The 24,080-nt window shown below is 67.6% G+C and carries 23 protein-coding genes; 13 read left to right on the forward strand and 10 right to left on the reverse strand.

The annotated features are described in order from the left end of the window. Positions 1–34 precede the first annotated feature (34 nt). Genes AC3RCC_RS16025 through rsmA form a run of 3 tightly spaced genes read left to right on the forward strand, consistent with a single transcriptional unit; the run spans position 35 to position 4,476 of the window. Positions 35–2,551, forward strand: coding sequence for an LPS-assembly protein LptD (locus AC3RCC_RS16025; RefSeq protein ID WP_291640074.1), 2,517 nt, complete (start codon positions 35–37; stop codon positions 2,549–2,551). A gap of 45 nt (positions 2,552–2,596) precedes the next feature. Continuing rightward, entirely contained in the window at positions 2,597–3,616 is a 1,020-nt protein-coding gene (gene pdxA, locus AC3RCC_RS16030) for a 4-hydroxythreonine-4-phosphate dehydrogenase PdxA (RefSeq protein WP_492255884.1), read from the forward strand. Then, entirely contained in the window at positions 3,613–4,476 is an 864-nt protein-coding gene (gene rsmA, locus AC3RCC_RS16035; RefSeq protein ID WP_492255885.1) for a 16S rRNA (adenine(1518)-N(6)/adenine(1519)-N(6))-dimethyltransferase RsmA, read from the forward strand. Before pdxA ends, rsmA begins: the two co-directional genes overlap by 4 nt. Before the next feature lie 35 nt (positions 4,477–4,511). Here rsmA and gmk read toward each other — a convergent pair whose 3' ends face one another. The 7 genes from gmk to fabD all read right to left on the reverse strand — a co-directional run bounded on the left by gmk (position 4,512) and on the right by fabD (position 11,147). Further along, complete coding sequence (gene gmk, locus AC3RCC_RS16040; protein ID WP_452116317.1) at positions 4,512–5,165, reverse strand: guanylate kinase; 654 nt, start codon at positions 5,163–5,165, stop codon at positions 4,512–4,514. Next, positions 5,165–6,046 carry a YicC/YloC family endoribonuclease gene (locus AC3RCC_RS16045; RefSeq protein WP_492255886.1) on the reverse strand — a complete coding sequence of 294 codons (882 nt, stop codon included), beginning with the start codon at positions 6,044–6,046 and terminating at the stop codon, positions 5,165–5,167. The genes gmk and AC3RCC_RS16045 overlap by 1 nt, the downstream gene beginning before the upstream one ends. Positions 6,047–6,129: 83 nt before the next feature. Next, positions 6,130–7,443 (reverse strand): endolytic transglycosylase MltG, encoded by a 1,314-nt coding sequence (gene mltG / locus AC3RCC_RS16050; RefSeq protein ID WP_492255887.1) that lies wholly within the window; start codon positions 7,441–7,443, stop codon positions 6,130–6,132. Between the two features lie 136 nt (positions 7,444–7,579). Further along, positions 7,580–8,845: a beta-ketoacyl-ACP synthase II gene (gene fabF / locus AC3RCC_RS16055; protein WP_452116320.1), complete on the reverse strand. Its 1,266-nt coding sequence runs from the start codon at positions 8,843–8,845 to the stop codon at positions 7,580–7,582. 53 nt (positions 8,846–8,898) lie between these two features. Continuing rightward, positions 8,899–9,132, reverse strand: coding sequence for an acyl carrier protein (locus AC3RCC_RS16060; protein ID WP_066468900.1), 234 nt, complete (start codon positions 9,130–9,132; stop codon positions 8,899–8,901). A gap of 253 nt (positions 9,133–9,385) precedes the next feature. Continuing rightward, positions 9,386–10,123 carry a 3-oxoacyl-[acyl-carrier-protein] reductase gene (gene fabG, locus AC3RCC_RS16065; RefSeq protein ID WP_291640057.1) on the reverse strand — a complete coding sequence of 246 codons (738 nt, stop codon included), beginning with the start codon at positions 10,121–10,123 and terminating at the stop codon, positions 9,386–9,388. 76 nt (positions 10,124–10,199) lie between these two features. Next, positions 10,200–11,147, reverse strand: a complete 948-nt coding sequence (gene fabD / locus AC3RCC_RS16070) for an ACP S-malonyltransferase (protein WP_492255888.1) — start codon at positions 11,145–11,147, stop codon at positions 10,200–10,202. A 344-nt stretch (positions 11,148–11,491) separates the two neighbouring features. Between fabD and rpsF the strand changes: the two genes are divergently transcribed. From rpsF to AC3RCC_RS16120, 10 genes are all read left to right on the forward strand, one after another. Continuing rightward, entirely contained in the window at positions 11,492–11,941 is a 450-nt protein-coding gene (gene rpsF / locus AC3RCC_RS16075) for a 30S ribosomal protein S6 (protein ID WP_291640053.1), read from the forward strand. Positions 11,942–11,944: 3 nt separating this feature from the next. Beyond that, positions 11,945–12,190 (forward strand): 30S ribosomal protein S18, encoded by a 246-nt coding sequence (rpsR, locus tag AC3RCC_RS16080; RefSeq protein WP_038367644.1) that lies wholly within the window; start codon positions 11,945–11,947, stop codon positions 12,188–12,190. A 179-nt stretch (positions 12,191–12,369) separates the two neighbouring features. Next, a complete protein-coding gene (locus AC3RCC_RS16085) occupies positions 12,370–13,314 on the forward strand; it encodes a DUF2232 domain-containing protein (RefSeq protein WP_492255889.1) in 945 nt (314 codons plus the stop codon). 36 nt (positions 13,315–13,350) lie between these two features. After that, on the forward strand, positions 13,351–13,917 hold the full coding sequence (gene rplI / locus AC3RCC_RS16090; protein WP_291640049.1) for a 50S ribosomal protein L9: 567 nt from the start codon (positions 13,351–13,353) through the stop codon (positions 13,915–13,917). 153 nt (positions 13,918–14,070) lie between these two features. Beyond that, a complete protein-coding gene (locus AC3RCC_RS16095; RefSeq protein WP_291640047.1) occupies positions 14,071–15,561 on the forward strand; it encodes a replicative DNA helicase in 1,491 nt (496 codons plus the stop codon). Next, a complete protein-coding gene (gene alr / locus AC3RCC_RS16100) occupies positions 15,558–16,688 on the forward strand; it encodes an alanine racemase (protein WP_492255890.1) in 1,131 nt (376 codons plus the stop codon). The genes AC3RCC_RS16095 and alr overlap by 4 nt, the downstream gene beginning before the upstream one ends. A gap of 6 nt (positions 16,689–16,694) precedes the next feature. Beyond that, complete coding sequence (gene radA, locus AC3RCC_RS16105) at positions 16,695–18,119, forward strand: DNA repair protein RadA (protein WP_492255891.1); 1,425 nt, start codon at positions 16,695–16,697, stop codon at positions 18,117–18,119. A 193-nt stretch (positions 18,120–18,312) separates the two neighbouring features. Further along, positions 18,313–19,011: a CvpA family protein gene (locus AC3RCC_RS16110; RefSeq protein WP_291640040.1), complete on the forward strand. Its 699-nt coding sequence runs from the start codon at positions 18,313–18,315 to the stop codon at positions 19,009–19,011. A gap of 28 nt (positions 19,012–19,039) precedes the next feature. Then, a complete protein-coding gene (gene purF / locus AC3RCC_RS16115; RefSeq protein ID WP_291640038.1) occupies positions 19,040–20,512 on the forward strand; it encodes an amidophosphoribosyltransferase in 1,473 nt (490 codons plus the stop codon). 17 nt (positions 20,513–20,529) lie between these two features. Continuing rightward, on the forward strand, positions 20,530–21,270 hold the full coding sequence (locus AC3RCC_RS16120; protein WP_492255892.1) for an SDR family NAD(P)-dependent oxidoreductase: 741 nt from the start codon (positions 20,530–20,532) through the stop codon (positions 21,268–21,270). A 182-nt stretch (positions 21,271–21,452) separates the two neighbouring features. Here the strand turns inward: AC3RCC_RS16120 and AC3RCC_RS16125 are convergent, their stop codons facing one another. The 3 genes from AC3RCC_RS16125 to AC3RCC_RS16135 form a co-directional block, all read right to left on the reverse strand. Then, positions 21,453–21,818 carry an NUDIX hydrolase gene (locus tag AC3RCC_RS16125; protein ID WP_492255893.1) on the reverse strand — a complete coding sequence of 122 codons (366 nt, stop codon included), beginning with the start codon at positions 21,816–21,818 and terminating at the stop codon, positions 21,453–21,455. Positions 21,819–21,928: 110 nt separating this feature from the next. Further along, positions 21,929–23,323: a ribosome biogenesis GTPase Der gene (gene der, locus AC3RCC_RS16130; RefSeq protein WP_465247531.1), complete on the reverse strand. Its 1,395-nt coding sequence runs from the start codon at positions 23,321–23,323 to the stop codon at positions 21,929–21,931. A gap of 49 nt (positions 23,324–23,372) precedes the next feature. Beyond that, positions 23,373–24,035: a tetratricopeptide repeat protein gene (locus AC3RCC_RS16135; protein ID WP_492255894.1), complete on the reverse strand. Its 663-nt coding sequence runs from the start codon at positions 24,033–24,035 to the stop codon at positions 23,373–23,375. Between the last annotated feature and the right edge of the window lie 45 nt (positions 24,036–24,080).

The raw sequence follows: 24,080 nt of genomic DNA on the forward strand, positions 1-24,080 counted from the left end.
TGGTTAATTTTGGATTGAGTTCATGGTTCCCGGCGTGAGACGCATTGCGCGCCTTGCTGCAGCGACCGCGCTGGCGACGACGCTCGCGCCGGTTTTCGCTGGACCGGACCTCGTCTGGGCGCAGGAAGCCGCCAAGCCGCAGGAGCGGATGGTCGTCGACGCGCGCGAACTCGTCTATGACAAGGACAAGAATACCGTCTCGGCCGTCGGCGACGTCCAGATTCTCTACCAGGGCCGCACCATCGAAGCGGACCGCGTCGTCTACGACCGGATCAGCAAGCGCGTCGTCGCGAACGGCAATGCCCGCATCACCGAAGCGAACGGCACCGTCATCACCGGCGACCGCTTCAACCTGACCGACGATTTCCGCGACGGCTTCATCGATTCCCTGCGCGTCGTGAACACCGACAAGACGCGCTTCTCCGCACCGCGCGCCGAGCGCACGGATGGCGAGGTCTTCGTCTTCGACAAGGGAATCTACACCGCCTGCGAGCCCTGTGCCGAAAATCCGGAAAAGCCACCCTTCTGGCAGGTTCGCGCCGCTCGGATCATCCACAAGAAATCCGAGCAGATGATCTATTACGAGGACGCCCGGCTGGAGTTCGCCGGCGTCCCGATCGCCTATATCCCCTACATGTCGGGGCCGGACGCGACGGTTAAGCGCAAGACCGGTTTCCTGTCGCCGAAATTCGTCAACACCTCGGCCCTGGGCTACGGCGTCGGCCTGCCCTATTTCATCAATCTCGCGCCGAATTACGACGTCACCCTGACGCCGACCTATCTCACCCGCCAGGGCCTGCTCGGCGAGGCGGAATGGCGCCACCGTTTCTCCAACGGCTCGTACAACATCCGCGCCGCGGGCATTTTTCAGCAGGACAAGGCTGCGTTCCTCCCGAGCCCGTTCGGCGCCGGCAACGACAAGTTCCGCGGCTCGATCGAGACATCCGGCAAGGTCTTCCTGAATCCGCGCTGGACCTTCAGCTGGGATGTCGCCGGCTCGACCGACCGATATTTCTACAAGAACTACCGGATCCGCAGCGAGAGCATCACCAGCGGCAGCTTCCTGCAGGAATCGACCTCGACGGTCGCGCTGAACGGCCAGAGCGCCAATGCCTGGTTCGACATGCGCGGCTATTATTTCCAGCCGCTGACCTATCTCGACTGGCAGAAGCAGCAGCCCATCGTGGCGCCCGCGATCGACTACAACAAGCGGCTCCACAAGCCCTCGATGATCGGCGGCGAGCTCTCCTTCACCGTCAACATCACGCATCTGTCGCGTGAAGCGGCGGCGTTCAAGCAGATCCCGAACCAGAACACCTATCTCATCAACACGCCGAAATACTCGCTGTTCGATGGCTGCGCGGTCTACCAGAAGGACAGCTGCCTGATCCGCGGCCTCGCCGGGAACATTGCGCGTGCGACGGCGGAAGTGGCTTGGCGCCGCAACTTCACCGACTCGTTTGGTCAGGTGTGGATGCCCTACGCCTCGCTCCGGGCCGATGTGTTCTCGATCAATCCGAACACGACGAGCTATACGAACTACCACGTCACCACGATCGCCGACCCCTCGGACGAGGTGTTCGGGCGCGCGATGCCGGCCGTCGGCCTGCTCTATCGCTATCCCTTCGTCGCCACGACGTCCTGGGGCACCCATATCCTCGAGCCGGTCGCCCAGGTCGTGGCCCGGCCGAACGAGACCAACAGCCTGCGCATCGCCAACGAAGATGCGCAGAGCATGGTCTTCGACGACACGAACCTGTTCGAGTGGAACAAGTTCTCCGGCTATGACCGCGTCGAGGGCGGCAGCCGCGCCAATATCGGCCTGCGTTATTCGGGCACGTTCGGCAAGGATTCCTACGCCAACCTGTTGTTCGGCCAGTCCTACCATCTCGGTGGGCGCAACTCCTACGCCACCGGCGACATGCTCAATACCGGCCTGGAATCGGGTCTCGACACGCGCCGTTCGGACTATGTCGCCCGCGCGCAGTACCAGCCGTTCAAGGGCCTGCTGCTCCAGGGCGGCGCGCGCTTCGACGAGTCGAACTGGGAAGCGCAGCGCATCGACGCCTCGGCCTCGTACTCGCACAGCATCTTCTCGACGACGCTGGGCTACAGCCGCTATGAGCCGCAGCCCGAGCTCGGGATTCCGCGGCGCCGCGAGGGCCTCAGCCTGAGCCAGTCGTTCAGCTTCGCGCAGTACTGGAGCGTCCGCGGCAGCGTGCTGTTCGACCTCGACAAGTACAAATATGACCGTGAGCGCTATCGCGACGCCTATGGGCTGCACCAGCTCTACCCGGCGTCCTATGCCGCTCCGATCTACCCGAAGACCGGACCGCTGCAGACGGCCGCGCTGTCGGCTGGCCTGAGATACCAGGATGAGTGCACGATCTTCGACGTGACCTATTCGCAATCCTATGCCGACCGGCAGGCGGGCGCGAAGAACGACACCCGGACCGTGATGTTCCGGCTGGAGCTGCGCACGCTGGGTGAGGTCAGCTACTCGCAGAATCTCGGCACGAGCAGTGCGGGCGACGGCGTCGCCAGCAACTGACGAAGCCAGCCGCGGTCTCGCTATCGCTCCGGAGGGAGGCCGCGCTTGCGCAACCATCTGCTCGCCCTGACCCAGGGCGATCCTGCCGGGGTCGGCCCGGAGCTGAGCCTGATGGCCTGGCTGTTGCGCAGGCAGCAGAGCCTGCCGGCCTTCGCCTATCTCGGCAGCGCCACCGGGCTCCAGGCCGTCGCGGATCGGCTCGGCTTGCCAGTCCCGCTCCGCAACGCCGGCTGGGACGAAGCCGAGGCGATCTTCGACGAAGCCCTGCCGGTCATCGAGATCGCGGGTGCGGGCCCTGCGACACCGGGCAAACCCGACCCGGCCAATGCAGCGGGCGTGATCGCGGCGATCGAAGCCGGGGTCGCGACCGTGAATGACGGCTGGGCCGCGGCGCTCGTCACCAATCCGATCGCCAAGAGCGTGCTCTATGCCGCGGGCTTCAGCCACCCCGGCCACACCGAATTCCTCGCCGAGCTCGCCGGGCGCGGCGGCAAGACCGTGCCGCAACCGGTGATGATGATCTGGTCGGAGGGGCTCGCGGTCGTTCCCGTGACCATCCACGTCCCGCTCGCGGCGGTGCCAGCCCTTCTCACCACCGAACTGATCGTCGCGACCGGCAGGATCGTCGCCGCCGATCTGGCTCGACGCTTCGGCATCACCCGGCCGCGGCTAGCCCTGAGCGGTCTCAATCCGCATGCTGGCGAGGGCGGTGCGCTCGGGCGCGAGGACGACGCCGTGGTCGCCCCGGCGGTCGCGGAGCTGCGTGCGCTCGGCATCGAAGCGAGCGGGCCCTACCCGGCCGATACGATGTTCCATGCACGCGCACGCGCCGGCTATGACGTCGCGCTCGCCATGTATCACGACCAGGCCCTGATCCCGATCAAGACGATCGCCTTCGACGAGGGCGTCAACGTCACGCTCGGCCTGCCCTTCATCCGGACGTCGCCGGACCATGGCACCGCCTTCGACATCGCCGGCAAGGGCATTGCCCGGCCCGACAGTCTTTGCGCGGCCCTCAAGCTCGCCGGCAGGATGGCAGAGGCCGAGAGGAAACAGCGGAAATGAGCGCGCCCGAAAGCCTCGCCCAGGACGGGCTGCCGCCGCTGCGCGAGGTGGTCGAGCGCCACGGCCTGATGGCGCAGAAGGCGCTCGGGCAGAACTTCCTGTTCGATCTCAACCTGACCGGCCGCATCGCACGCTCCGCAGGGCCGCTCTCCGCGCAGACCGTCGTCGAGATCGGCCCCGGCCCAGGCGGACTGACACGGGCCTTGCTGGCGAACGGCGCCGAGCGCGTGATCGCGATCGAGCGCGACCGGCGCTGCCTGCCGGCGCTGGCCGAGATCGCGGCACATTATCCCGGGCGTCTCGAAGTCGTCGACGGCGATGCGCTCGCCGTCAACCTGTCGGCCTTGCTGCACGGCCAGGAGGCGCGCATCGTCGCCAACCTGCCCTATAATATCGGGACCCCGCTGCTCGTCGGCTGGCTCAGCGCCGAGCCCTGGCCGTCCTGGTGGAGCTCGCTGACCCTGATGTTCCAGCGCGAGGTCGCCGAGCGCATCGTCGCGACGCCCGAGCAGCGTGCCGCCTATGGCCGCCTGGCGGTGCTCACCGGCTGGCGCTGCGAAGCGAAGATCCTGTTCGACGTGCCCAAGAGCGCCTTCGTGCCGCCGCCGAAGATCACCTCCTCGATCGTTCAGCTCATCCCGCGGCAACGGCCCGAGCCCTGCGACCGGCGCCTGCTCGAGCGCATTACGCTCGCCGCCTTCGGACAGCGTCGCAAGATGCTCAGGCAGAGCCTGAAACCGGTGTTGGCCGAGCCGACGCCGATCATCGAGGCGGCCGGGCTGTCGCCGACGGCGCGGGCCGAGGAGGTCCCGGTTTCGGGCTTCGTGCGACTGGCGAACGCGCTGGCGGAAGCGCTGTAAGCGGCAGCGGCGCAATCAGCGCTGCCACCGGCTCCTCAAGCCGTCTGTTCGTCGAGCAGTTGCTCGACGAAGCTCGCCATGCCGGTGGCGCGCGCACGCTTCAGGCGCTCAGCGACGAGGATGGCCCGCACGGATTCATAGGCGGCGCCGAGATCGTCATTGATGATGACGTAGTCGTAGACGCTCCAGCGCGCGATCTCGTCGCGGGCATTGGCGAGGCGCTTGGCGATCACCTCGGGCGCGTCCTCGGCCCGGCGCACCAGGCGCGAGCGCAGCTCGGCCATGGAAGGCGGCAGGATGAATATCGCCACGACGTCCTCGCGGGCCTTTTCGAGGATCTGCTGCGTGCCCTGGTAATCGATGTCGAAGAGCACGTCGCGGCCGGCCTTCAGGGCCTCCTCGACCGGCTTGCGCGGTGTGCCGTAGCCATTGCCGTGAACCTCGGCGGATTCGAGCAGCTCATCGCGCTGGCGCAGGCCGTCGAAGACCTCGCGCTCGATGAAGTGATAATGCACCCCCTCGATCTCGGAGGGGCGCCGCGCCCGCGTCGTCACAGACACCGAGAGGTCGAGATTGGTTTCCTTCTGCGACAGCGTGCGCGTCAGGGTCGACTTGCCGGCGCCGGACGGCGACGACAGGATCAGCATCAGGCCGCGACGGGCCGGGCGGACGAGATCGACCATCGCCATCATTCCACGTTCTGGACCTGCTCGCGCAGCTGGTCGACCGTCGTGCGCAGATCGAGGCCGATGCGCGACAGGCCGGGATCGCCGGCCTTGGCGCAGAGCGTCGAGGATTCGCGACCGAACTCCTGCGCCAGGAAATCGAGCTTGCGGCCAATCGGCCCACCCTGGGCGAGCAGTTCGCGCAGGCCGGCGACATGAGCGTGCAGCCGGTCGATCTCCTCGCGGATATCGGCTCGGACGGCGAGCAATGCCGCCTCCTGATGCAGGCGCTGCGGGTCGAGCGTATGGCTGGCCTCGATCAGGGCCGCGACCTGGCCGGCGAGCCGAGCCTTCACCGCCTCGACGCTGCGGGCCGGGTGGCTTTCGGCCTCGCCGGTCAAGCGGGCGATGGTGCCGAGATGGCCCGCAAGGACGCTCTCGAGCGCCTGCCCCTCGCCGAGCCGCGCCTGCTTGAGCGAGCCGACCAACCGGTCCAGCGCCGCCAGGACCGGCTTCTCGAGCACCGAAGCGGTATCCTCCGCCTCCTCGGCCATCTCGACGACGCCGCGAATGGCGAGCAGGCCGTCCAGCGAGGCCGGCGCCATGCCGGCCGGCAGCGGCACCCGGGCGGCGGCATCGAGCAATCCGGCGAGCGCGTCCTGGTTGATGCGCGGCCGCGCCGGGGCCGCCGCGCTGGTGATGGCGAGATTGACGTGCAGCGTACCGCGCGAAAAAGCCGCCGACATCTGCTTGCGCGCCGCCTCCGAGAACTGCTCGAAGCCCGGTGGCACGCGAACGCGGACATCAAGGCCACGGCCGTTGACGCTGCGCACCTCCCAGGCGAAGGCGTGGGTGGCGACGGTCCCGGCCTCGCGGGCGAAACCCGTCATGCTTTCGATTGCCATGGTGCGTAATTCCTGCCGCGAATGCGGCCGGACCCTAGACAGGGCTTGTCACGACGACAAGCGCGAGAAATGGAAAGCCCCGGTCAGGGCCGCAGGGCGGGTACGACCTTGGGACTGTTCAGGTCGAAGCTACGATTGAGGAGCGGGTCGCGATCGGTCCCCTCGGACGCGTCGAAGGCGCGCGCCCGCGTGCCCTCGGCGCCGCCCTGCGCCGACTGGGAGCGCGCCCCGCCCGGCGCTTCGGTGCGCGAGTCCGGCGATGGCGGCGGCTCGGCCTTGTCGATGCTCGCTTCAGGCGCCGGCTTGCCGGCCTCGCGTCGGCCGGCCTCGACCTGGCGCCAGCGCGCGACATTGCGGTTGTGCTGCTCCAAGCTCTCGGCAAAGGCGTGGCCGCCGCTGCCGTCGGCGACGAAATAGAGATCCTTGGTCCGCGAATGGTTGACCACGGCCTCGAGCGCGGCGCGGCCGGGATTGGCGATCGGCCCCGGCGGCAGGCCGTCGATCACATAGGTGTTGTAGGGCGTCGCCTGGCTGATCTCGGTGCGCAGGATGCCGCGTCCGAGCGTGCCCTTGCCACCGACCAGACCATAGACGATCGTCGGGTCGGATTGCAGCTTCATCTTGCGGTTGAGCCGGTTGATGAAGACGCCTGCGACGCGGGTGCGCTCATCGGCTCGCCCGGTCTCCTTCTCGACGATCGAGGCCAGGATGACGAGTTCCTGAGGCGTCTTGATCGGCAGATCCGCAGGGCGGCGAGCCCAGATATCGTTGAGGATGCGGCGCTGGTCGCGCGTCATCCGATCGACCATGGCCTGCCGGGTCGAGCCGCGCTGGAACTTGTAGGTGTCCGGCAGCATCGCGCCCTCGCGCGGAACCTGGATGATCTCGCCGGTGAGCAGCTCGTTGTCCTTCAGGCGGGCGATGATCTGCTCGCTGGTCAGGCCCTCGGGAATGGTCACGGAATGCTCGACCGCCTTGCCCTCGGCAATGATGTCGATGATGTCGCGCTGGCTGACGCGGGCCTTGAACAGGAATTCGCCGGCCTTGAGCTTGGTCCAGTTACCCGACAGCAGCGCGGAGAGGCGGAAAGCCCAGGGATATTCGATCAGCCCCTCGCGCTGGAGCAGCTCGGCGATCTCGGTCAGCCCGCTCTCCTTCGGAATGATCAGCACCCGATCATTGGCGAGCGGGCCCGGCGCACGGCTGCGGCTCTCGACGAAGGCGATGCCGCCACCAACCAGGCCGGCGAGTACGAGCGCTGCGGTGAACAGCCCGCTGAGCATCGCGATGAAAGGCGAACGCCGGCGGCGACGCACCTTCGGCGGCGGCGAAGGAGGCGCTACCGGCTTCAACGCCTCGTTTGGGCTCCTCGGCGCAACGCGGGGCGGCTGATTCATAGTGCTTACGCCTGATCTTCCGACATCACGAGCCGTTTTGCCGGCATGGAATCGACCTCTCGGCCGCGCCCGATAGTCTGGCAGCGCGGTCGCGACAGGCTAGCGAAAATTATGGCGAAAGCGCGCTTTCCCCGACTTAGTCGACGAAACGCCGCATCACCAGGGATGCGTTGGTGCCGCCGAAGCCGAAGGAATTGGACAGCGCGACGTCGATCTTCCGCTGCTTGGCCTTGTGCGGCACGAGATCGATCTCGGTCTCGACCGAGGGATTGTCGAGATTGATCGTCGGCGGCGCAACCTGGTCACGAATGGCCAGGATGGAGAAGATCGCCTCGATCGCCCCGGCAGCGCCGAGCAGATGGCCGGTCGCCGACTTCGTCGAGGACATTGCCGGGCGTTGCGGCGCGTTCGCGAGCAGGCGCTCGACGGCGCGCAGCTCGATCTCGTCGCCGACCTGCGTCGAGGTACCATGGGCGTTGATGTAGTCGACATCGGAAGCGCGCAGCCCGGCACGGTTCAGCGCCGCCTGCATGCAACGATATGCCCCGTCCCCGTCCTCGGACGGCGAGGTGATGTGATAGGCATCGCCCGACATGCCATAGCCGACGATCTCGGCGTAGATCCGGGCTCCGCGGGCAAGCGCGTGCTCGAGCTCTTCCAGCACGACGACGCCGGCGCCCTCGCCCATGACGAAGCCGTCACGGTCCTTGTCATAGGGCCGGGAAGCCTTTTCGGGCGTGTCGTTGAAACTGGTCGAAAGCGCACGGCAGGCACAGAAGCCGGCAATGCCGAGGCGGTTGATCGCCGATTCGGTGCCGCCGGCGACCATCACCTCGGCGTCGCCGAGCGCCACCATGCGGGCCGCATCGCCGATGGCGTGCGCTCCGGTCGAGCAGGCGGTGACGACGGCGTGATTCGGGCCCTTCAGCCCGTGCTCGATCGAGACATAGCCGGCGGCAAGGTTGCTCAACCGGCCCGGGATGAAAAAGGGCGAGAGACGGCGCGGTCCACGCTCCTTCAGCAGCAGCGAACCGTCATAGATGCCGCCAAGGCCGCCGATGCCGGAGCCGATGGCGACACCGGTACGAATCTGATCTTCGTAGGATTCCGGCTTCCAGCCCGAATCGTCCAGCGCCTGGCTGGCGGCAGCCATGGCGAAGACGATGAAGTCGTCGACCTTGCGCTGCTCCTTCGACTCCATCCAATCATCGGGATTGAAGGTGCCGGCGGAGCCATCGCCACGCGGAATGTTGCAGGCGATGCGGGCGGGGAGATCCGAAGCATCGAAGCTCGTGATCGGGCCGGCGCCGCTCTCGCCCGCGATCAGGCGGGACCAGGTCGCATCGACCCCGCAGCCAAGCGGGGTCACCATGCCAAGTCCGGTGACGACGACACGTCGCATCGGTATTCCTCGCTCGGTCAAGACGCTGGTTCGCGCGCTGGACTCTGAGCCGCTCAGGCGGACTTCGACAGGAACTTGACGGCGTCGCCGACCGTCACGATCGTCTCGGCGGCATCGTCGGGAATCTCGACGCCGAACTCTTCCTCGAACGCCATCACCAGCTCGACGGTGTCGAGGCTGTCCGCACCGAGATCCTCGATGAAGTTGGCGCCTTCGACGACCTTGTCGGCGTCGACGCCGAGGTGCTCGATCACGATCTTCTTCACGCGCTCGGCGACATCGCTCATGGGTCTATCCTCAAACCTTGAAAACACACCGCTGACAGCGACGCGTCGTTGAAATCGGTTTCCCGGCCGGCCCTCGCGCCTCCGCGGGCGCCGGTCGGGTGTTCATGGCTGCACAAACGCAACAACCGGGTTGGCGTCAAGCCCCCCGGCTGGCGATCGTCGCGCCGCCGGCTGGGTAGTTAACACACTCGTAATAGGCTGGCGAGAGTTCTCCAGAAGCATCGAAACGTTCCGGAAAACCATCGCAACCCACTCAGATCATTGCCATTCCGCCGTTGACATGGATAGTCTGGCCGGTGACGTAGCCGGCTTCGGAGCTCGCCAGATAGGCCACCGCCGCGGCGACATCGTCACCCACACCCAAACGCCCCATCGGCACGTCGGCGAGGATGCTCTCGCGCTGCTTCTCGTTCAGCACCTCGGTCATCGGCGACTCGATGAAACCGGGCGCGACGACGTTGACGGTGATGTTCCGGCTGGCCACCTCGGAGGCCAGCGACTTCGACATGCCGATCAGCCCGGCCTTCGACGCCGCGTAATTGCCCTGGCCGGGATTGCCGGAGGTGCCGACCACCGAGCCGATCGAGACGATGCGGCCATAGCGCCGGCGCATCATGCTCTTCACCGCGGCACGCGAGAGCCGGAAGGCGGCGGTCAGGTTGACCGCGAGCACCAGATCCCAGTCCTCGTCCTTCAGGCGCATGAACAGATTGTCGCGCGTGACGCCGGCATTGTTGACGAGAATGTCGAGGCCGCCGAGCTTGGCTTCGGCCGCCGGCACGAGGGCTTCGACCGAATCGCGATCGGCGAGATTGCAGGGCGCGATCTCGACGCGCTCGCCCAGTTCCTTCGCCAGGGCCTCCAGCGCCTCGACCCGGGTCCCCGACAAGGCGACGGCCGCGCCCTGCGCGTGCAGCCGCCGGGCGATGGCACCGCCGAGCCCGCCGGTGGCGCCGGTCACCAGCGCCTTCTTCCCGGTCAGATCAAGCATTCTTCCTCCTTTTCGGCATTCTGCCGTCATGTCGGCCGGCCCATGCGAGGAGCCGGCCCTCATCGTCGCAACAGTCCTAGACGCCCCGCTGGGCCTTGTAGCTCGCGACATCGTCAGGCGAGCCGATCGAAGAGGCGGCAGCCCCCGCTGCGATGCGCTTGACCAACCCGGCGAGGACCTTGCCGGAGCCGACCTCGAAGAATTGCGTCACGCCGGCCGCGGCCATGGCCTCGACGCATTCGCGCCAGCGCACCGTGCCGGTGACCTGCGCCACCAGCGAAGCGCGAATCGCGGCGGGATCGGAAAGCGGCGCCGCCCCGACATTGGCCATCACGGGCACAACCGGCGCCGCCATCGCGACCTCCGCCAGGGCGGCCTGCATCGCCTCGGCTGCCGGCTGCATCAGCGCGCAATGGAAGGGCGCCGACACCGGAAGCAGCATGGCGCGGCGCACGCCTCGCTCGCCAGCGAGCGCGATGGCACGCTCGACGGCAGCCCTGGCTCCGGAGAGCACGACCTGGCCGCCGCCATTATCATTGGCTGCCTCGCAGACCTGCCCCTCGGCGGCATCGGCAGCGATGGAACGGGCCTGATCCAGATCGACGCCGAGCAGGGCGGCCATCGCCCCCTCACCCGCCGGGACGGCCTTCTGCATCGCGTCGCCGCGAATGCGCAGCAGGCGTGCCGCATCGGAGATCGAGAAAGTGCCGGCCGCCGCCAGCGCCGAATACTCGCCGAGCGAATGCCCGGCTACGAAGGTCGCGTCGCGCGCCAGCGAGAGGCCGGCCTCGGCCTCGAGCACCCGGATCGCGGCCAGACTCACCGCCATCAGCGCGGGCTGAGCGTTGGCGGTCAGGGTGAGTTCCTCGGACGGCCCTTCCCACATCAGCGCCGAAAGCTTCTGCGCCAAAGCTGCGTCGACCTCGTCGAAAACGGCGCGGGCCACCGGAAAGGCCTCGGCAAGGCTCTTGCCCATGCCGACCGCCTGTGAACCTTGCCCTGGAAAGATGAAAGCCGTCGCCATGTCCTGCTGGTCCTGAAGATCGCGCCTGGTTAACGTTGCGCGGCGCAGTCGCACCCGGTGGGCAGCCAAGTCAAGGCTCGGACGGGCCAAAACTCGACTTGCGCGGCTATTTTGCGGTGTTTTCGGCTTGCGTAAAGCGCCATCTGCCTGTAACGAGCCCCTTGCTTGTTCGGCCGGAGGCTGAACGGATGGCGGAGCGCTCCCTTCCGGAACCGCTCCGCTCGGCTGCTCTTCCGGGCAGCCACCATCCCGTGTCTCCGCCTTCGATGAAATCCTGTCGGGCCTTATCCAGGGCTCGAAGGGCTCCGCGCCGGACGAAGCAGGTGAAAGAAGGAAGGCCACTCATGGCATTGTACGAGCATGTTCTGCTCGCGCGACAAGATGTCAGCGCGCAGCAGGTCGAGGCCCTTGTCGAACAGTTCAAGGGGATCCTCGAGGCGAATGGCGGCTCGGTCGCCAAGGTCGAGTACTGGGGCGTCAAGTCCCTCGGCTACCGCATCAAGAAGAACCGCAAGGCGCATTATTCGCTGCTGAACATCGACGCCCCGCCGGCCGCCGTGGCCGAGATGGAGCGCCAGATGCGCATCAACGAAGACGTGCTGCGCTTCATGACCATCCGCGTCGAGGCGCTCGAGGACGGCCAGTCGGTCATGCTCCAGAAGCGTGACCGTGACGAGCGCGGCGACCGTTTCGACCGTGGCGGTCCGGGCGGCGACCGTTTCGACCGCGGCCCGCGCCGCGAACGTCCGCGCCGCGAAGACGAAGCCACCGAAACCCCCGCCGGGGAGGCCTGATCCATGTCGACCGCATCTGCCGGCGCCCGCCGCCCCTTCTTCCGCCGCCGCAAGTCCTGCCCGTTCTCGGGCGAAGGCGCTCCGAAGATCGACTACAAGGACGTGCGTCTGCTCTCGCGCTACATCTCCGAGCGCGGCAAGATCGTGCCGTCGCGCATCACGGCCGTCTCGGCCAAGAAGCAGCGCGAGCTCGCCCAGGCGATCAAGCGCGCCCGCTTCCTCGGCCTGCTGCCCTACGTCATCCGCTGAGCGGCTGAACATCTCCCGGTGGCGCCTCGGCGCCACCGGTCTGCCAAACTGATGAACTACTGGTCGCCCGGCGGTGAAACCCCTCCGGGTATGTTGAGGCGAAAAGCCCTCTCACCCTGCCGCGAGCCTGTTCCGATCTGACGGAAAGCGCGCGAGAGCAGCGGGACAGCAGGACGGACATGCTACCCATCGTCGGCATCGGCGCGGGGCTGGTTTCAGCCCTTTTGTTCACAGTGGTGATCACCGGATCGCCGCTGGCGCTGCTGTTGTCCTATGTCGCGCCGCTTCCGGTCTTCATCGCCGCGCTCGGCTGGAACCATCGGGCCGGGCTGGTCGCGACGGCTTGCGGCACCGCCGCAGTCGCGGTCGTGCTGAAAGTGCCGCTCGGCCTCGCCTTCGCCATCGGCGCCGCCTTGCCGGCCTGGTGGATCGCCTATCTCGCTTTGCTGGCGCGCACCGACGGCGAGGGGTCCAGCGAGTGGTATCCGCTCGGACGGCTGCTGGTCTGGATCGCCGCGGTCGCCACGCTGGTGACGGTTGGCGGCGCCCTCGCGATCGCACCCGACTACGAGACCTATCGCAGCATCATGACGCGCGGCTTGCAGCTCGTGCTCAGCGGCGGCGAGGGCGTCGGCCCTTCCGTGCGCCTGCCGAACGGCATCGACGCCGCCGACCTCGCCGCCCGCCTCGCGGCGCTCGTACCGGCCGCCGCCGGCGCCTCCTTCGTTCCGATGATCGTCGCCAATCTCTGGCTGGCGGCGAAGGCGGTGCAGCTTTCCGGGCGGCTGCCGCGGCCCTGGCCCTTAATTCCGGCGACCCGCCTGCCCGCCAAGGCGGTCGCGGCGCTCATCGCCGGCTTCGTGGTGAGCCTGATGGGCGGCTTCGTCGGCCTGGCCGGCGCGGCCGTCACCGGCGCGCTGATCGCGGCCTTCGGCCTGGCCGGCCTGGCGGCGGTGCACGATCTCAGCCGCGGCAAGGCCTGGCGGATGCCGACCCTGTTCGCGGTCTATCTGGCGCTGCTGGTCATGCTGATCACGGTGTTCCCCTTCCTCGCGCTGCTCGGCATCGCCGACGCGCTGATCGACTTGCGCCGGCGCGGATCGTCGACGCCGCCTACCGCCTGACATCGACCTCTCGACGAAACATCAAGGAGAAGAACCATGGAAGTCATCCTGCTCGAACGCGTCGCCAAGCTCGGCCAGATGGGCGAGACCGTGCGCGTGCGCGACGGCTACGGCCGCAACTACCTGCTCGCTCGCGGCAAGGCCCTGCGCGCCACCGAAGAGAACAAGAAGCGCTTCGAGAACCAGCGCGTCGAACTCGAGACCCGCAACCTCGAGCTCAAGCACGAAGCCGATACGGTCGCCGAGTCGCTCGACGGGCATTCGGTGGTGATGCTGCGCCAGTCGGGCGAGTCCGGCGTGCTCTACGGCTCGGTTTCGACCCGCGACATCGCCGAAGCGCTGAAGAGTGACGGCTTCTCGGTCGACCGCGGCCAGATCACCCTGAACACCCCGATCAAGACCCTCGGCCTGCACAGCGTCCCGGTCGTGCTGCATCCGGAAGTCTCGGTCACCGTCACCGTCAACATCGCCCGTTCGGCCGAAGAGGCGGAGCGCCAGGTGCGCGGCGAGGACGTCACCGCCCGCGAGGCCTTCGACCTCGACGATCTCGGCCTCGAGGTCGGCGCTGCGCTGGCCGAGGCCGGCGAAGACGACGATCGCTGATCGCCTTTCCGGCCCAGTCCGGAGTCAATGGGCGCCGTGGCAACACGGCGCCCTTTTCGTTGGCGCTGTGGACAGCGGGCACGGTTTTCGGTATTCGCAATGTTCCTATTTCGTTCAGGTTCATGACCCCGCGACTCTGACTTATCCAAGGCCATGTCCAGCGCCACCGCCCTCATCGCCCGCCTCGACAACAACGAGGCGCATTTCCGCGTCCAACCTCACAATATCGAGGCCGAGCAGGCGCTGCTGGGCGCGATCCTGGTCAATAACGATGCCTTCTACCGGGTCTCCGACTTCCTGCTGCCCGAGCACTTCTTCGAGGAATTGCACCGGCGCATCTATGAGCTGATGTCGGGGCTGATTCGCGCCGGCAAGATCGCGACTCCGATCACGCTGAAGACCTATGTCGGCGAGCTCGACCTCGGCGGGATCACCGCCTCGCAATATCTGGCGCGGCTGGCGGCCGAAGCCACCACCGTCATCAACGCCCAGGACTATGGCCGCACCATCTACGACCTCGCCATCCGGCGACAGCTGATCGGTGTCGGCGAGGAACTGGTCAACGTCGCCTATGACGCGCCCGTCGACATGGCGCCGCGCGAGCAGATCGAGGATGCCGAGCGCAAGCTCTACGAATTGGCGGAAAAGGGCCGCTATGAAGGCGGCTTCCAGAAATTCGACCAGGCGATGCGGCTCGCCATCGACATGGCGGCCAGCGCCTTTCAGCGCGCCGGCGGCCTCTCCGGCATTTCCTCGGGCCTGCGCGATCTCGACCAGCGCATGGGCGGCCTGCAGCGCTCCGACCTGATCGTGCTCGCCGGGCGCCCCGCCATGGGCAAGACCTCGCTCGCCACCAACATCGCCTTCAATATCGCCAAGGCCTGGCGGGCCGAGCGCCAGGAGAACGGCGAGCTCAAATCCGTCGATGGCGGCATTGTCGGCTTCTTCTCGCTCGAAATGTCGGCCGATCAGCTCGCGACCCGCATCGTCGCCGAGCAGGCCAGCATTTCCTCCTACAAGATCAGGCAGGGCCGCCTTACCGAGGCCGAGTTCGCCAGGCTCAGCGACGTCGCGGCGCAGATCGAGAAGCTGCCGCTCTATATCGACCAGACCGGCGGTATCTCGATCGCCCAGCTGATGGCCCGCGCCCGGCGGCTGAAGCGCCAGAAGGGGCTCGACGTCCTGTTCATCGACTATCTCCAGCTCCTCGCCGGCTCCTCGAAGAACAGCCAGAACCGCGTGCAGGAGCTGACCGAGATCACCACCAGCCTGAAGGCGCTGGCCAAGGAACTCGAGGTCCCGATCGTGGCGCTCTCCCAGCTCTCACGCCAGGTCGAGAGCCGCGACGACAAGCGCCCGCAGCTCTCCGACCTGCGCGAATCCGGTTCGATCGAGCAGGACGCCGACGTGGTGATGTTCGTCTATCGCGACGAGTACTATCTGAAGGGCAAGGAGCCGCGCCCCGGCACCGAAGAGCACAACAAATGGCAGATCGAGATGGAAGCGGCCCATGGCCTGGCCGAGCTCATCATCGGCAAGCAGCGCCACGGCCCGACCGGAACCATCGCCCTGCAGTTCGACGCCGACGTGACGCGCTTCTCCGACAGGGCCGACCAGAGCCATCTCCCGGAGCGCCTTGAATGAGCCCCTTCGACACGCCGAAGAACGCCGACCACGGCGCCGCTCTGACGATCGACCTCGGGGCGCTCGTCGCCAATTGGCGCGCCCTCGGTGCGCGCGCCGGTACCGAGGCCGCTGCCGTGGTCAAGGCCGATGCCTACGGGATCGGCATCGAGCCCGCCGTGACAGCGCTTGCCGCAGCCGGTTGCCGGAATTTCTTCGTCGCGCACCTTTCCGAAGGCATCCGCGCCCGTGCAGTCGCGCGCGACGCAACGATTTATGTGCTGAACGGCCTGCCGCCCGAGAGCTGCGCGACCTATGCCGAGCACGATCTCTCGCCGGTGCTGGGCTCGCATGAGGAGCTGCTGGAATGGGCCGGCTTCCGCCAGGGCGGGGCCAGGGTCAGGCCGGCAGCACTGCATGTCGACACCGCGATGAACCGACTCGGGCTCTGGGTCGGCGAAGGGCTCGATCTCGCCCGCGAACGCTCCGGCGTCATCGCCGCGGCCGAGATCGGACTGGTGATGAGCCATTTCGCCTCCTCGGAAGATGTCGCCGACCCGGCCAATGCCCGCCAGATCGCGGCCTTCGCCGAGATCGCGGCGGCGTTTCCGGGCGTGCCGGCCTCACTCAAGAATTCGTCGGCCCATTTCCTGCCGGACTGCCCGTCCTACCAGCTCACCCGGCCGGGCTATGCGCTCTATGGCGGCAACCCGACTCCCGGCCGGCCGAACCCGATGCAGCCTGTCGTCGGGCTGGAAGCCCGCATCCTGCAGGTCCGCGAGGTCGCAGCCGGCACCCAGGTCGGCTATAACGGCCGCTGGACCGCCCAAGGCCGGCGCAGGCTCGCGACGATCAGCCTCGGCTATGCCGACGGCTATCCGCGCAATGCGAGCTGGACCGATGCTTCGCCCGGCGGCTCTGCCCTGGTCGGCGGGCTGCGCTGCCCCTTCGTGGGCACCGTCTCGATGGATTTGATCATCGTCGACGTCACGCATGCCCCGGCCGGTGCAGCGGTACGCGGCGCGCCCGTCACGCTGATCGGTGGCGAGCTCGATCTCGAAGCGGTCGGCGCCGGCGCCAAGACCATCGGCTACGAAGTCCTGACCAGCCTCGGGCGGCGCCATGCCCGGCGCTATGTCGGGCTCTAGGCCGTAATGGCCAAGCGCGGTCCGACCTATGCGTGCCAAGCCTGCGGCGCGGTCTATCATCGCTGGCAGGGCAAATGCGATGCCTGCGGCACCTGGTCGTCGCTGTCCGAGGAGGCGCAGCCCGCCCCGGTGCCCGGCGGCGGCAGGACCAGCGGCGGCGGCAGGGCACGCGGCCGCGTCTTCGCATTGGAGAGCCTGAAGGGCGAGACGCAGGATGCGCCGCGCATCGTCTCCGGCATCGGCGAGCTCGACCGCGTCGCCGGCGGTGGCTTCGTTCCGGGCTCGGTCCTGCTGATCGGCGGCGATCCCGGCATCGGCAAGTCGACGCTGCTGATGCAGGCCTGCGCCGCCATGGCGCTGACCGGGCGCCGCGTCGTCTATGTCTCCGGCGAGGAATCGACCAGCCAAGTTCGGCTGCGCGCGCAGCGCATGGGCCTCGCCGAGGCGCCGGTCGATCTCGCGGCCGAGACCAATGTCGAGGACATCATCGCGACGCTCGGCCAGGGCGAGCGCCCTGCCCTGGTGGTGATCGACTCGATCCAGACCATGTGGTCGGGCGAGGTCGAGAGCGCGCCCGGCACGGTGACGCAGGTCCGGGGCTCGGCCCAGGCGCTGATCCGCTATGCCAAGACCTCGGGCGCCTGCCTGATCCTGGTCGGCCATGTCACCAAGGACGGACAGATCGCCGGCCCGCGCGTCGTCGAGCACATGGTCGACGCGGTGCTTTCCTTCGAGGGTGAAGGCGCGCATGCCTTCCGCATCCTGCGCGGCCAGAAGAACCGTTTCGGGGCTACCGACGAGATCGGCGTCTTCGAGATGACCGGTCAGGGACTTTCCGAGGTCGGCAATCCCTCGGCCCTGTTCCTGACCGGCCGCGACCAGGGCGCGCCGGGCGCCGCCGTGCTCGCCAGCGTCGAGGGCACGAGGCCAGTGCTGGTCGAGATCCAGGCCCTGGTGGCGCCAACCGCGCTAGGCACGCCGCGGCGTGCTGTCGTGGGCTGGGAGAACAGCCGCCTCGCCATGGTCCTGGCCGTGCTGGAAACGCATGGCGGGCTGAAGCTCGGCCAGCACGACATCTATCTCAACGTCGCCGGCGGGCTGCGGGTCGCCGAGCCGGCCGCCGATCTCGCGGTCGCGGCGGCACTGGTCTCGTCGCTGACCGGCGCGGTGCTGCCGGCAGGCTCGGTCTATTTCGGCGAGATCGCACTTTCGGGCGCCATCCGCCCGGTCTCGGTTTCGGCGGCCCGGCTGCGCGAAGCCGCCAAGCTCGGCTTCGGCAGCGCGGTCATGGCCGTCGGCGGGGCCGAATCGGGCGATGGCGGCGGGCTCGGGCTCAAACGGATCAGCCATGTCGGCGAGCTCGTCGCCGAGATTGCCGCGACCGCGCCGCGTGCTCGTTCCGGTCAGCGTGCCCGGCAAGCCGAGCAATAGAACGGCCTTGATCCGGAGGCGGAGAGACGGATTCAGCGATCAGGCCGGGCGGCCTGATCCGGGCCGGTTCTCGCAGTGCAAAATGAGCCGACTGCATGGGTGACGCGCGAGGCTTGAACTTGTATAGCAAAATCCGCCTGGCCTCCCCATCTCCAGCGGGCTGGACCCGAATTTTCAGCGAAGCGGCCCTGACATGCCTGTGACCCTTCTCGATCTCGTCGTCATCGGCGTGGTTCTCGTTTCTGCTTTGCTGGCGGCCGTTCGCGGCCTTACCCGCGAGGTGCTGGCGATCGCCTCCTGGGCGGCCGCTGCGATCATCGCCTGGGTGTTCCACCCGCAGCTTCTGCCGATCGCCCAGCAGCATATCCCGAACAAGACGGTGGCGCTGGTCGTGGTGATCGCCGGCCTGTTCCTGGCGACGCTGATCATCGTCTCGCTGATCACGGCGCGGATCTCGGATTTCGTGCTCGATTCGCGCATCGGCGCGCTCGACCGTACGCTCGGCTTCGTCTTCGGCGCCGGGCGCGGCCTGCTCCTGGCCGTCGTCGGCTACCTCTTCTTCACCGCCCTGGTGCCCGAGAAGATGCAGCCGGCCTGGGCGCGCGATTCCCGCTCGAAGCCGATTCTCGAGGAGACCGGGCGCAGCCTGCTGACCATGTTGCCGCAGGACATCGACTCCGAATTCATCAAGAAGCTGCTGCAGCCCAAGACCGGCGGTGAACCGACCGAGGCGCCGGCCGAGGAGCCGCGCACCCCGCCCGCGGGCACGCCTTCGACCGATCCGCAACGTCGTACGCAGGCCCCCGGCGCGCCGGACCGTCAGGCCCTGCAGCGCGTGATCGATTCCACCGGCGCAACAGGAAGCACCGGGGCCGCCGCAGCGCGCCCCTGAGTGGAGAGCCATCCCGATGGAGCCACAGATGAGCCAGATCCGCGATTGCGAGGCTGCGTTCGACCCGAATGCCGACCGCCTGCGCGAGGAGTGCGGCGTCTTCGGCATTTTCGGACATGCCGATGCGGCAGCGCTGACCGCGCTCGGGCTGCATGCGCTGCAGCACCGCGGGCAGGAGGCGGCCGGCATCGTCTCCTTCGACGGCAAGCGCTTCCATTCCGAGCGCCGGCTCGGCCTTGTCGGCGACGCCTTCTCGGATGCCGGCGTCATCGACAAGCTCAAGGGCACGCAGGCGATCGGCCATGTGCGCTATTCGACCACCGGCGAGACCATTCTGCGCAATGTTCAGCCGCTGTTTTCCGAGCTGCATGGCGGCGGCTTCGCGGTCGCCCATAACGGCAATCTCACCAATGCGCTGACGCTGCGGCGCAATCTCGTCCGCGACGGCGCGATCTACCAGTCGACCTCGGACACCGAGGTGCTGCTGCATCTGGTGGCGCGCAGCCGCAAGACGCGTTTCATCGACCGGCTGGTCGAGGCGATCCGCCAGATCGAGGGCGCCTATGCCTTCGTCGGCATCACCAACAAGAAGCTGATCGGCGTGCGCGATCCGCTCGGCATCCGGCCGCTGGTCCTCGGTGAGCTCGACGGCTGCCCGATCCTCGCCTCCGAGACCTGCGCGCTCGACATCATCGGCGCGAAGTTCGTGCGCGAGGTCGAGAATGGCGAGGTCGTCGTCATCTCCGAGCAGGGCATCGAGAGCCACAAGCCCTTCCCGCCGGCGGCGGAACGGCCCTGCATCTTCGAATACATCTACTTCGCCAGGCCGGATTCGGTCGTGAAGGGCCAGAGCATCTATGAGCGCCGCAAGGCGATGGGCGCCCAGCTCGCCGCCGAAGCGCCGGCCGATGCCGACGTGATCGTGCCGGTGCCGGATTCCGGCGTTCCTGCCGCGCTGGGCTTCGCCCAGGCGAGCGGCATCCCGTTCGAGCTCGGCATCATCCGCAACCATTATGTCGGGCGCACCTTCATCGAGCCGACCCAGAAGGTCCGCGAGCTCGGCGTGCGCCTGAAGCACTCGGCCAATCGCAGCGTCGTGGCCGGCAAGCGCATCGTGCTCGTCGACGACTCGATCGTGCGCGGCACGACCTCGTTCAAGATCGTCAAAATGATGCGCGAGGCCGGCGCGCGCGAGGTGCATTTCCGCATCTCCTCGCCACCGATCACCCATCCCGACTATTACGGCATCGACACGCCGGATCGCGAGAAACTGCTCGCGGCGACGCATACGCTTGAGCAGATGCGCCAGTTCGTCGGCGCCGATTCGCTCGCCTTCCTCTCGGTGGACGGGCTTTATCGCGCCATGGGCCATTCCGGCCGCGATCCGGCCCAGCCCGCCTTCACCGATCACTGCTTCACCGGCGACTATCCGACCTCGCTGACCGATGTTGTCGGCGAGAGCGCCAAGCAGAAATTGTCGCTGCTGGCCGAAGCCGGCTGAACCTTCGACGGATTGCCATGACCAAGCCTTTGCAGGGGCGCGTCGCGCTCGTCACCGGAGCCTCGCGCGGGATTGGCCGCGCCGCGGCGCTCGCCTATGCCGAAGCCGGCGCCCATGTCGTGGCGCTGGCGCGTACGACCGGTGCGCTCGAGGAACTCGACGACGAGATCCGGGCGGTCGGCGGCAGCGCCACGCTGGTTCCGGCCGATCTCGCAGATGCCGGCGCGATCGAGAAGCTCGGCCCGGCCCTGCTGCAGCGCTGGGGCAAGCTCGACATCATGCTGGCCAATGCCGGCATCCTCGGCCCGCTCGCACCGCTGACCCATGCCAGCTCCAAGGAATGGGCTCAGGTCTTCGACATCAACGTCAGCGCGAACTGGCGGCTGCTGAAATCGGTCGAGCCGGCACTGCAGGCCTCCGATGCCGGCCGGGTGATCCTGCTCTCCTCGGGCGCCGCGCATAAATGCATGGCCTATTGGGGGCCGTATTCGATCTCCAAGGCCGCGGTCGAAGCGATGGCGCGCACCTATGCCAACGAGACGTCGACGTCTCCCTTGCGCGTCATGCTGGTCAATCCCGGACCGCTGCGGACGCGGATGCGGGCCCAGGCGATGCCGGGCGAGGACCCGCAGACCCTGAGGACGCCGGAGGATCTGGCGCCGCATCTCGTCAAGCTGGCCTCGCCCGACTGGACGGAGACCGGCAAGATCTTCGATTTCCCGCAGGGCAAGGTGCTGACGCCGCAGATGCCGGCGTAAGCTGCAACCGATCCCCTCTCCCCTTGCGGGAGAGGGTTAGGGTGAGGGGTTTCGCAACGCTGCTCACGCGCTCGGAACGACATCTCCCGAACCTTTCCGGTACTGAGCGACCCCTCATCCGCCTGCCGGCACCTTCTCCCACAAGGGGAGAAGGAACTAACAGCCCCGAGCATGACGCGCCCTTACGGCGCCGCCCGATACTCCTGCACCACCGCGATCAGCTCGGCCACCGTCAGGTTCGGCAGGGCCGCCATCTCGTCGAGCGAGAACCAGCCGATCTCGCTGTGCTCGTCGGTGAGGTTCTCGGCCGTCCCGCCATCCCAGGCCGACACCACATAGATGTGATGCAGCGCCGCGCCGTTCCGCTCCGGAAAATATTCGGGAGCCGAGAGCATCAGGCGATAGACCGTCGGCACGAGCCCGACCTCCTCGCGGCATTCGCGCAACAGGGCTTCGTCGAGCCCCTCGCCGGCCTCGACGCGTCCGCCGATCGCATCCCAATGATCGGCCCAGGCGCGCTTCCAAGAGGCTCGCAGACCAAGCAGCACCTTGCCGTCGGTTCTGAGGAAGAGCGCGCTGACCGTTTCGGGCGCGCCTGAGCAGGATGCGAAAACGTGGGAACCGGCTTCTCGCATCGATCCCGCTCAGTCTCGAAGCATCAGCGCTTGGCCTTGTCGTAGGGGTTCGTGCCCCCGCGCGTATGCAGGCGGATCGGTGTGCCCGGCAGCTCGAAAGCGTCGCGCAGGTTATTGACCAGATAGCGCGTATACGACACCGGCAGATGCTCGAGCTGGTTGCCGAACAGCGCGAAGGTCGGCGGGCGCGCCTTGGCCTGCGTCATGTAGCGGATCTTGATGCGGCGGCCGGCGACGGCCGGCGGCGGATGGGCCGAGAGCACACCTTCCAGCCAGCGGTTGATTCGCGCGGTCGAGACCCGGCGGTTCCAGACGCCATAGGCGCGGAAGACTGCCTGCATCAGCCTGTCGATGCCCTCGCCGGCGAGGCCGGAGAGTGGCACGATCTCGACGCCGCGAACCTGCGCCAGCAGGTGGTGGGCCTTTTCCTTCAGCTCGGCGAGCAAGCCCTGCTTGTCGGCGACGAGGTCCCATTTATTGAGGCCGATGACGACGCAGCGGCCTTCGCGCTCCGTCAGATCGACCAGGGTCAGGTCCTGCTTCTCGAAGGGAATGGTCGAGTCGAGCAGCACGACCACGACCTCGGCATAGCGGATGGCGCGCAGCGCATCGGCGACCGAGAGCTTCTCGAGCTTCTCCTCGATGCGGGCGCGCTTACGCATGCCGGCGGTGTCGAACAGCCTGACCGGACGGCCGCGCCAGTCCCAGTCGACCGAGATGGTGTCGCGGGTGATGCCGGCCTCAGGGCCGGTCAGCAGACGGTCCTGCCCGATCATCCGGTTGACCAGGGTCGACTTGCCGGCATTGGGGCGACCGATGATGGTCACGCGCAGCGGCTTGTTGGGGTCGTCGCCCTCCTCCTCGTCCTCCGCGAGGGCGGCGGGCGCATCGGCCCAGAGTTCCTCCTCGTCCTCCTCCGGCTCTTCCGCGACATAGGGCATCAGGGCCTCGAGCAGGTCGGCGGTGCCCTCGCCATGCTCGGCGGAGAATGGCACGGGGTCGCCAAGGCCGAGCGAATAGGCCTCCATGACGCCGTCCTTGCCCTTGTTTCCTTCCGCCTTGTTGGCGAGCAGGATGACGGGCTTGCCGGAGCGACGCACCAGATCGGCGAAGGGCTGGTCCATCGGCGTCAGGCCGAGCCGGGCGTCGATCATGAACAGGATGACGTCGGCCTGCTCGATCGCCGTCTCTGTCTGCGCGCGCATACGACCCGCGAGCGAGTGCTGGTCGGCCTCCTCGAGGCCGGCAGTGTCGATCACCGTGAAGCGTAGATGGCCGAGGCTGGCCTCGCCCTCGCGCCGGTCGCGCGTGACGCCCGGACGGTCGTCGACCAGCGCCAGCTTCTTGCCGACGAGCCGGTTGAACAGGGTCGACTTGCCAACATTGGGCCGGCCGACAATGGCGATGGTCGCGGTCATGATCCGTCCAGTTGGGCCGGCACCGGCCGATACGGACCGGCGCGCGGCGTCAGTTCTTGGTTTCGACGGCGCCGCCGCGAACCAGCGTAAGATAGAGCTCGACCCGCTGGCGCAAGCTCGCCGGCGTCTCGGCATCGGTCACGATGGCGTCGAACCAGCGGCCGGCGTCCTCGTAGAGATTGCCCTTGAGCGCCGCGATGCCGAGCGCTTCCCGGGCGGAATGGCGCCAGTTCCCGGCAGGCGTCGCCAGCGGTTCGAGAGCCTTGCGCAGCTCGGCATAAGGCAGGAGGTCGACCCGCAGCAGGCCGGCGCGCAGGCGGGCGAGATCGCGATAGCTCGCCTCGAGCGCGCCGTCATTGGCGAGCGCGTCGAAGGCGGTGGCGCCAGCGGCGGGATCGCGCTTGCCGACCTCGCCGGCCAGGCGGAAACGGGCGAGCTGGCGATAGCCAGCCGGTGCATTGGCGGAAAGCTCGGTCAGGATCGACTCCGCCTCGCTGCCATTGCCGTCACGGGCGGCGCGCAGGGCGGTTTCGAACTTCGCTCCGACGGCCTCCGCCTTCTGCCGTTCCTGGTGCTGCCAGAACTGCCAGCCGGCGACGCCCACGACGGCGATCACGGCAATCGCGATGAAGACGTTGCTGTACTTGCTCCAGATGGCGGCCGCCTTCTCGCGGCGAACCTCCTCGTCGATCTCGCGGAAAATATCGGACATAACGCCTCGGAAATGCTTGCTGCCCTGCCGGGTAGCACTTTCGCC

Source organism: Allobosea sp. GW823-FHT01F03, assembly GCF_058798075.1.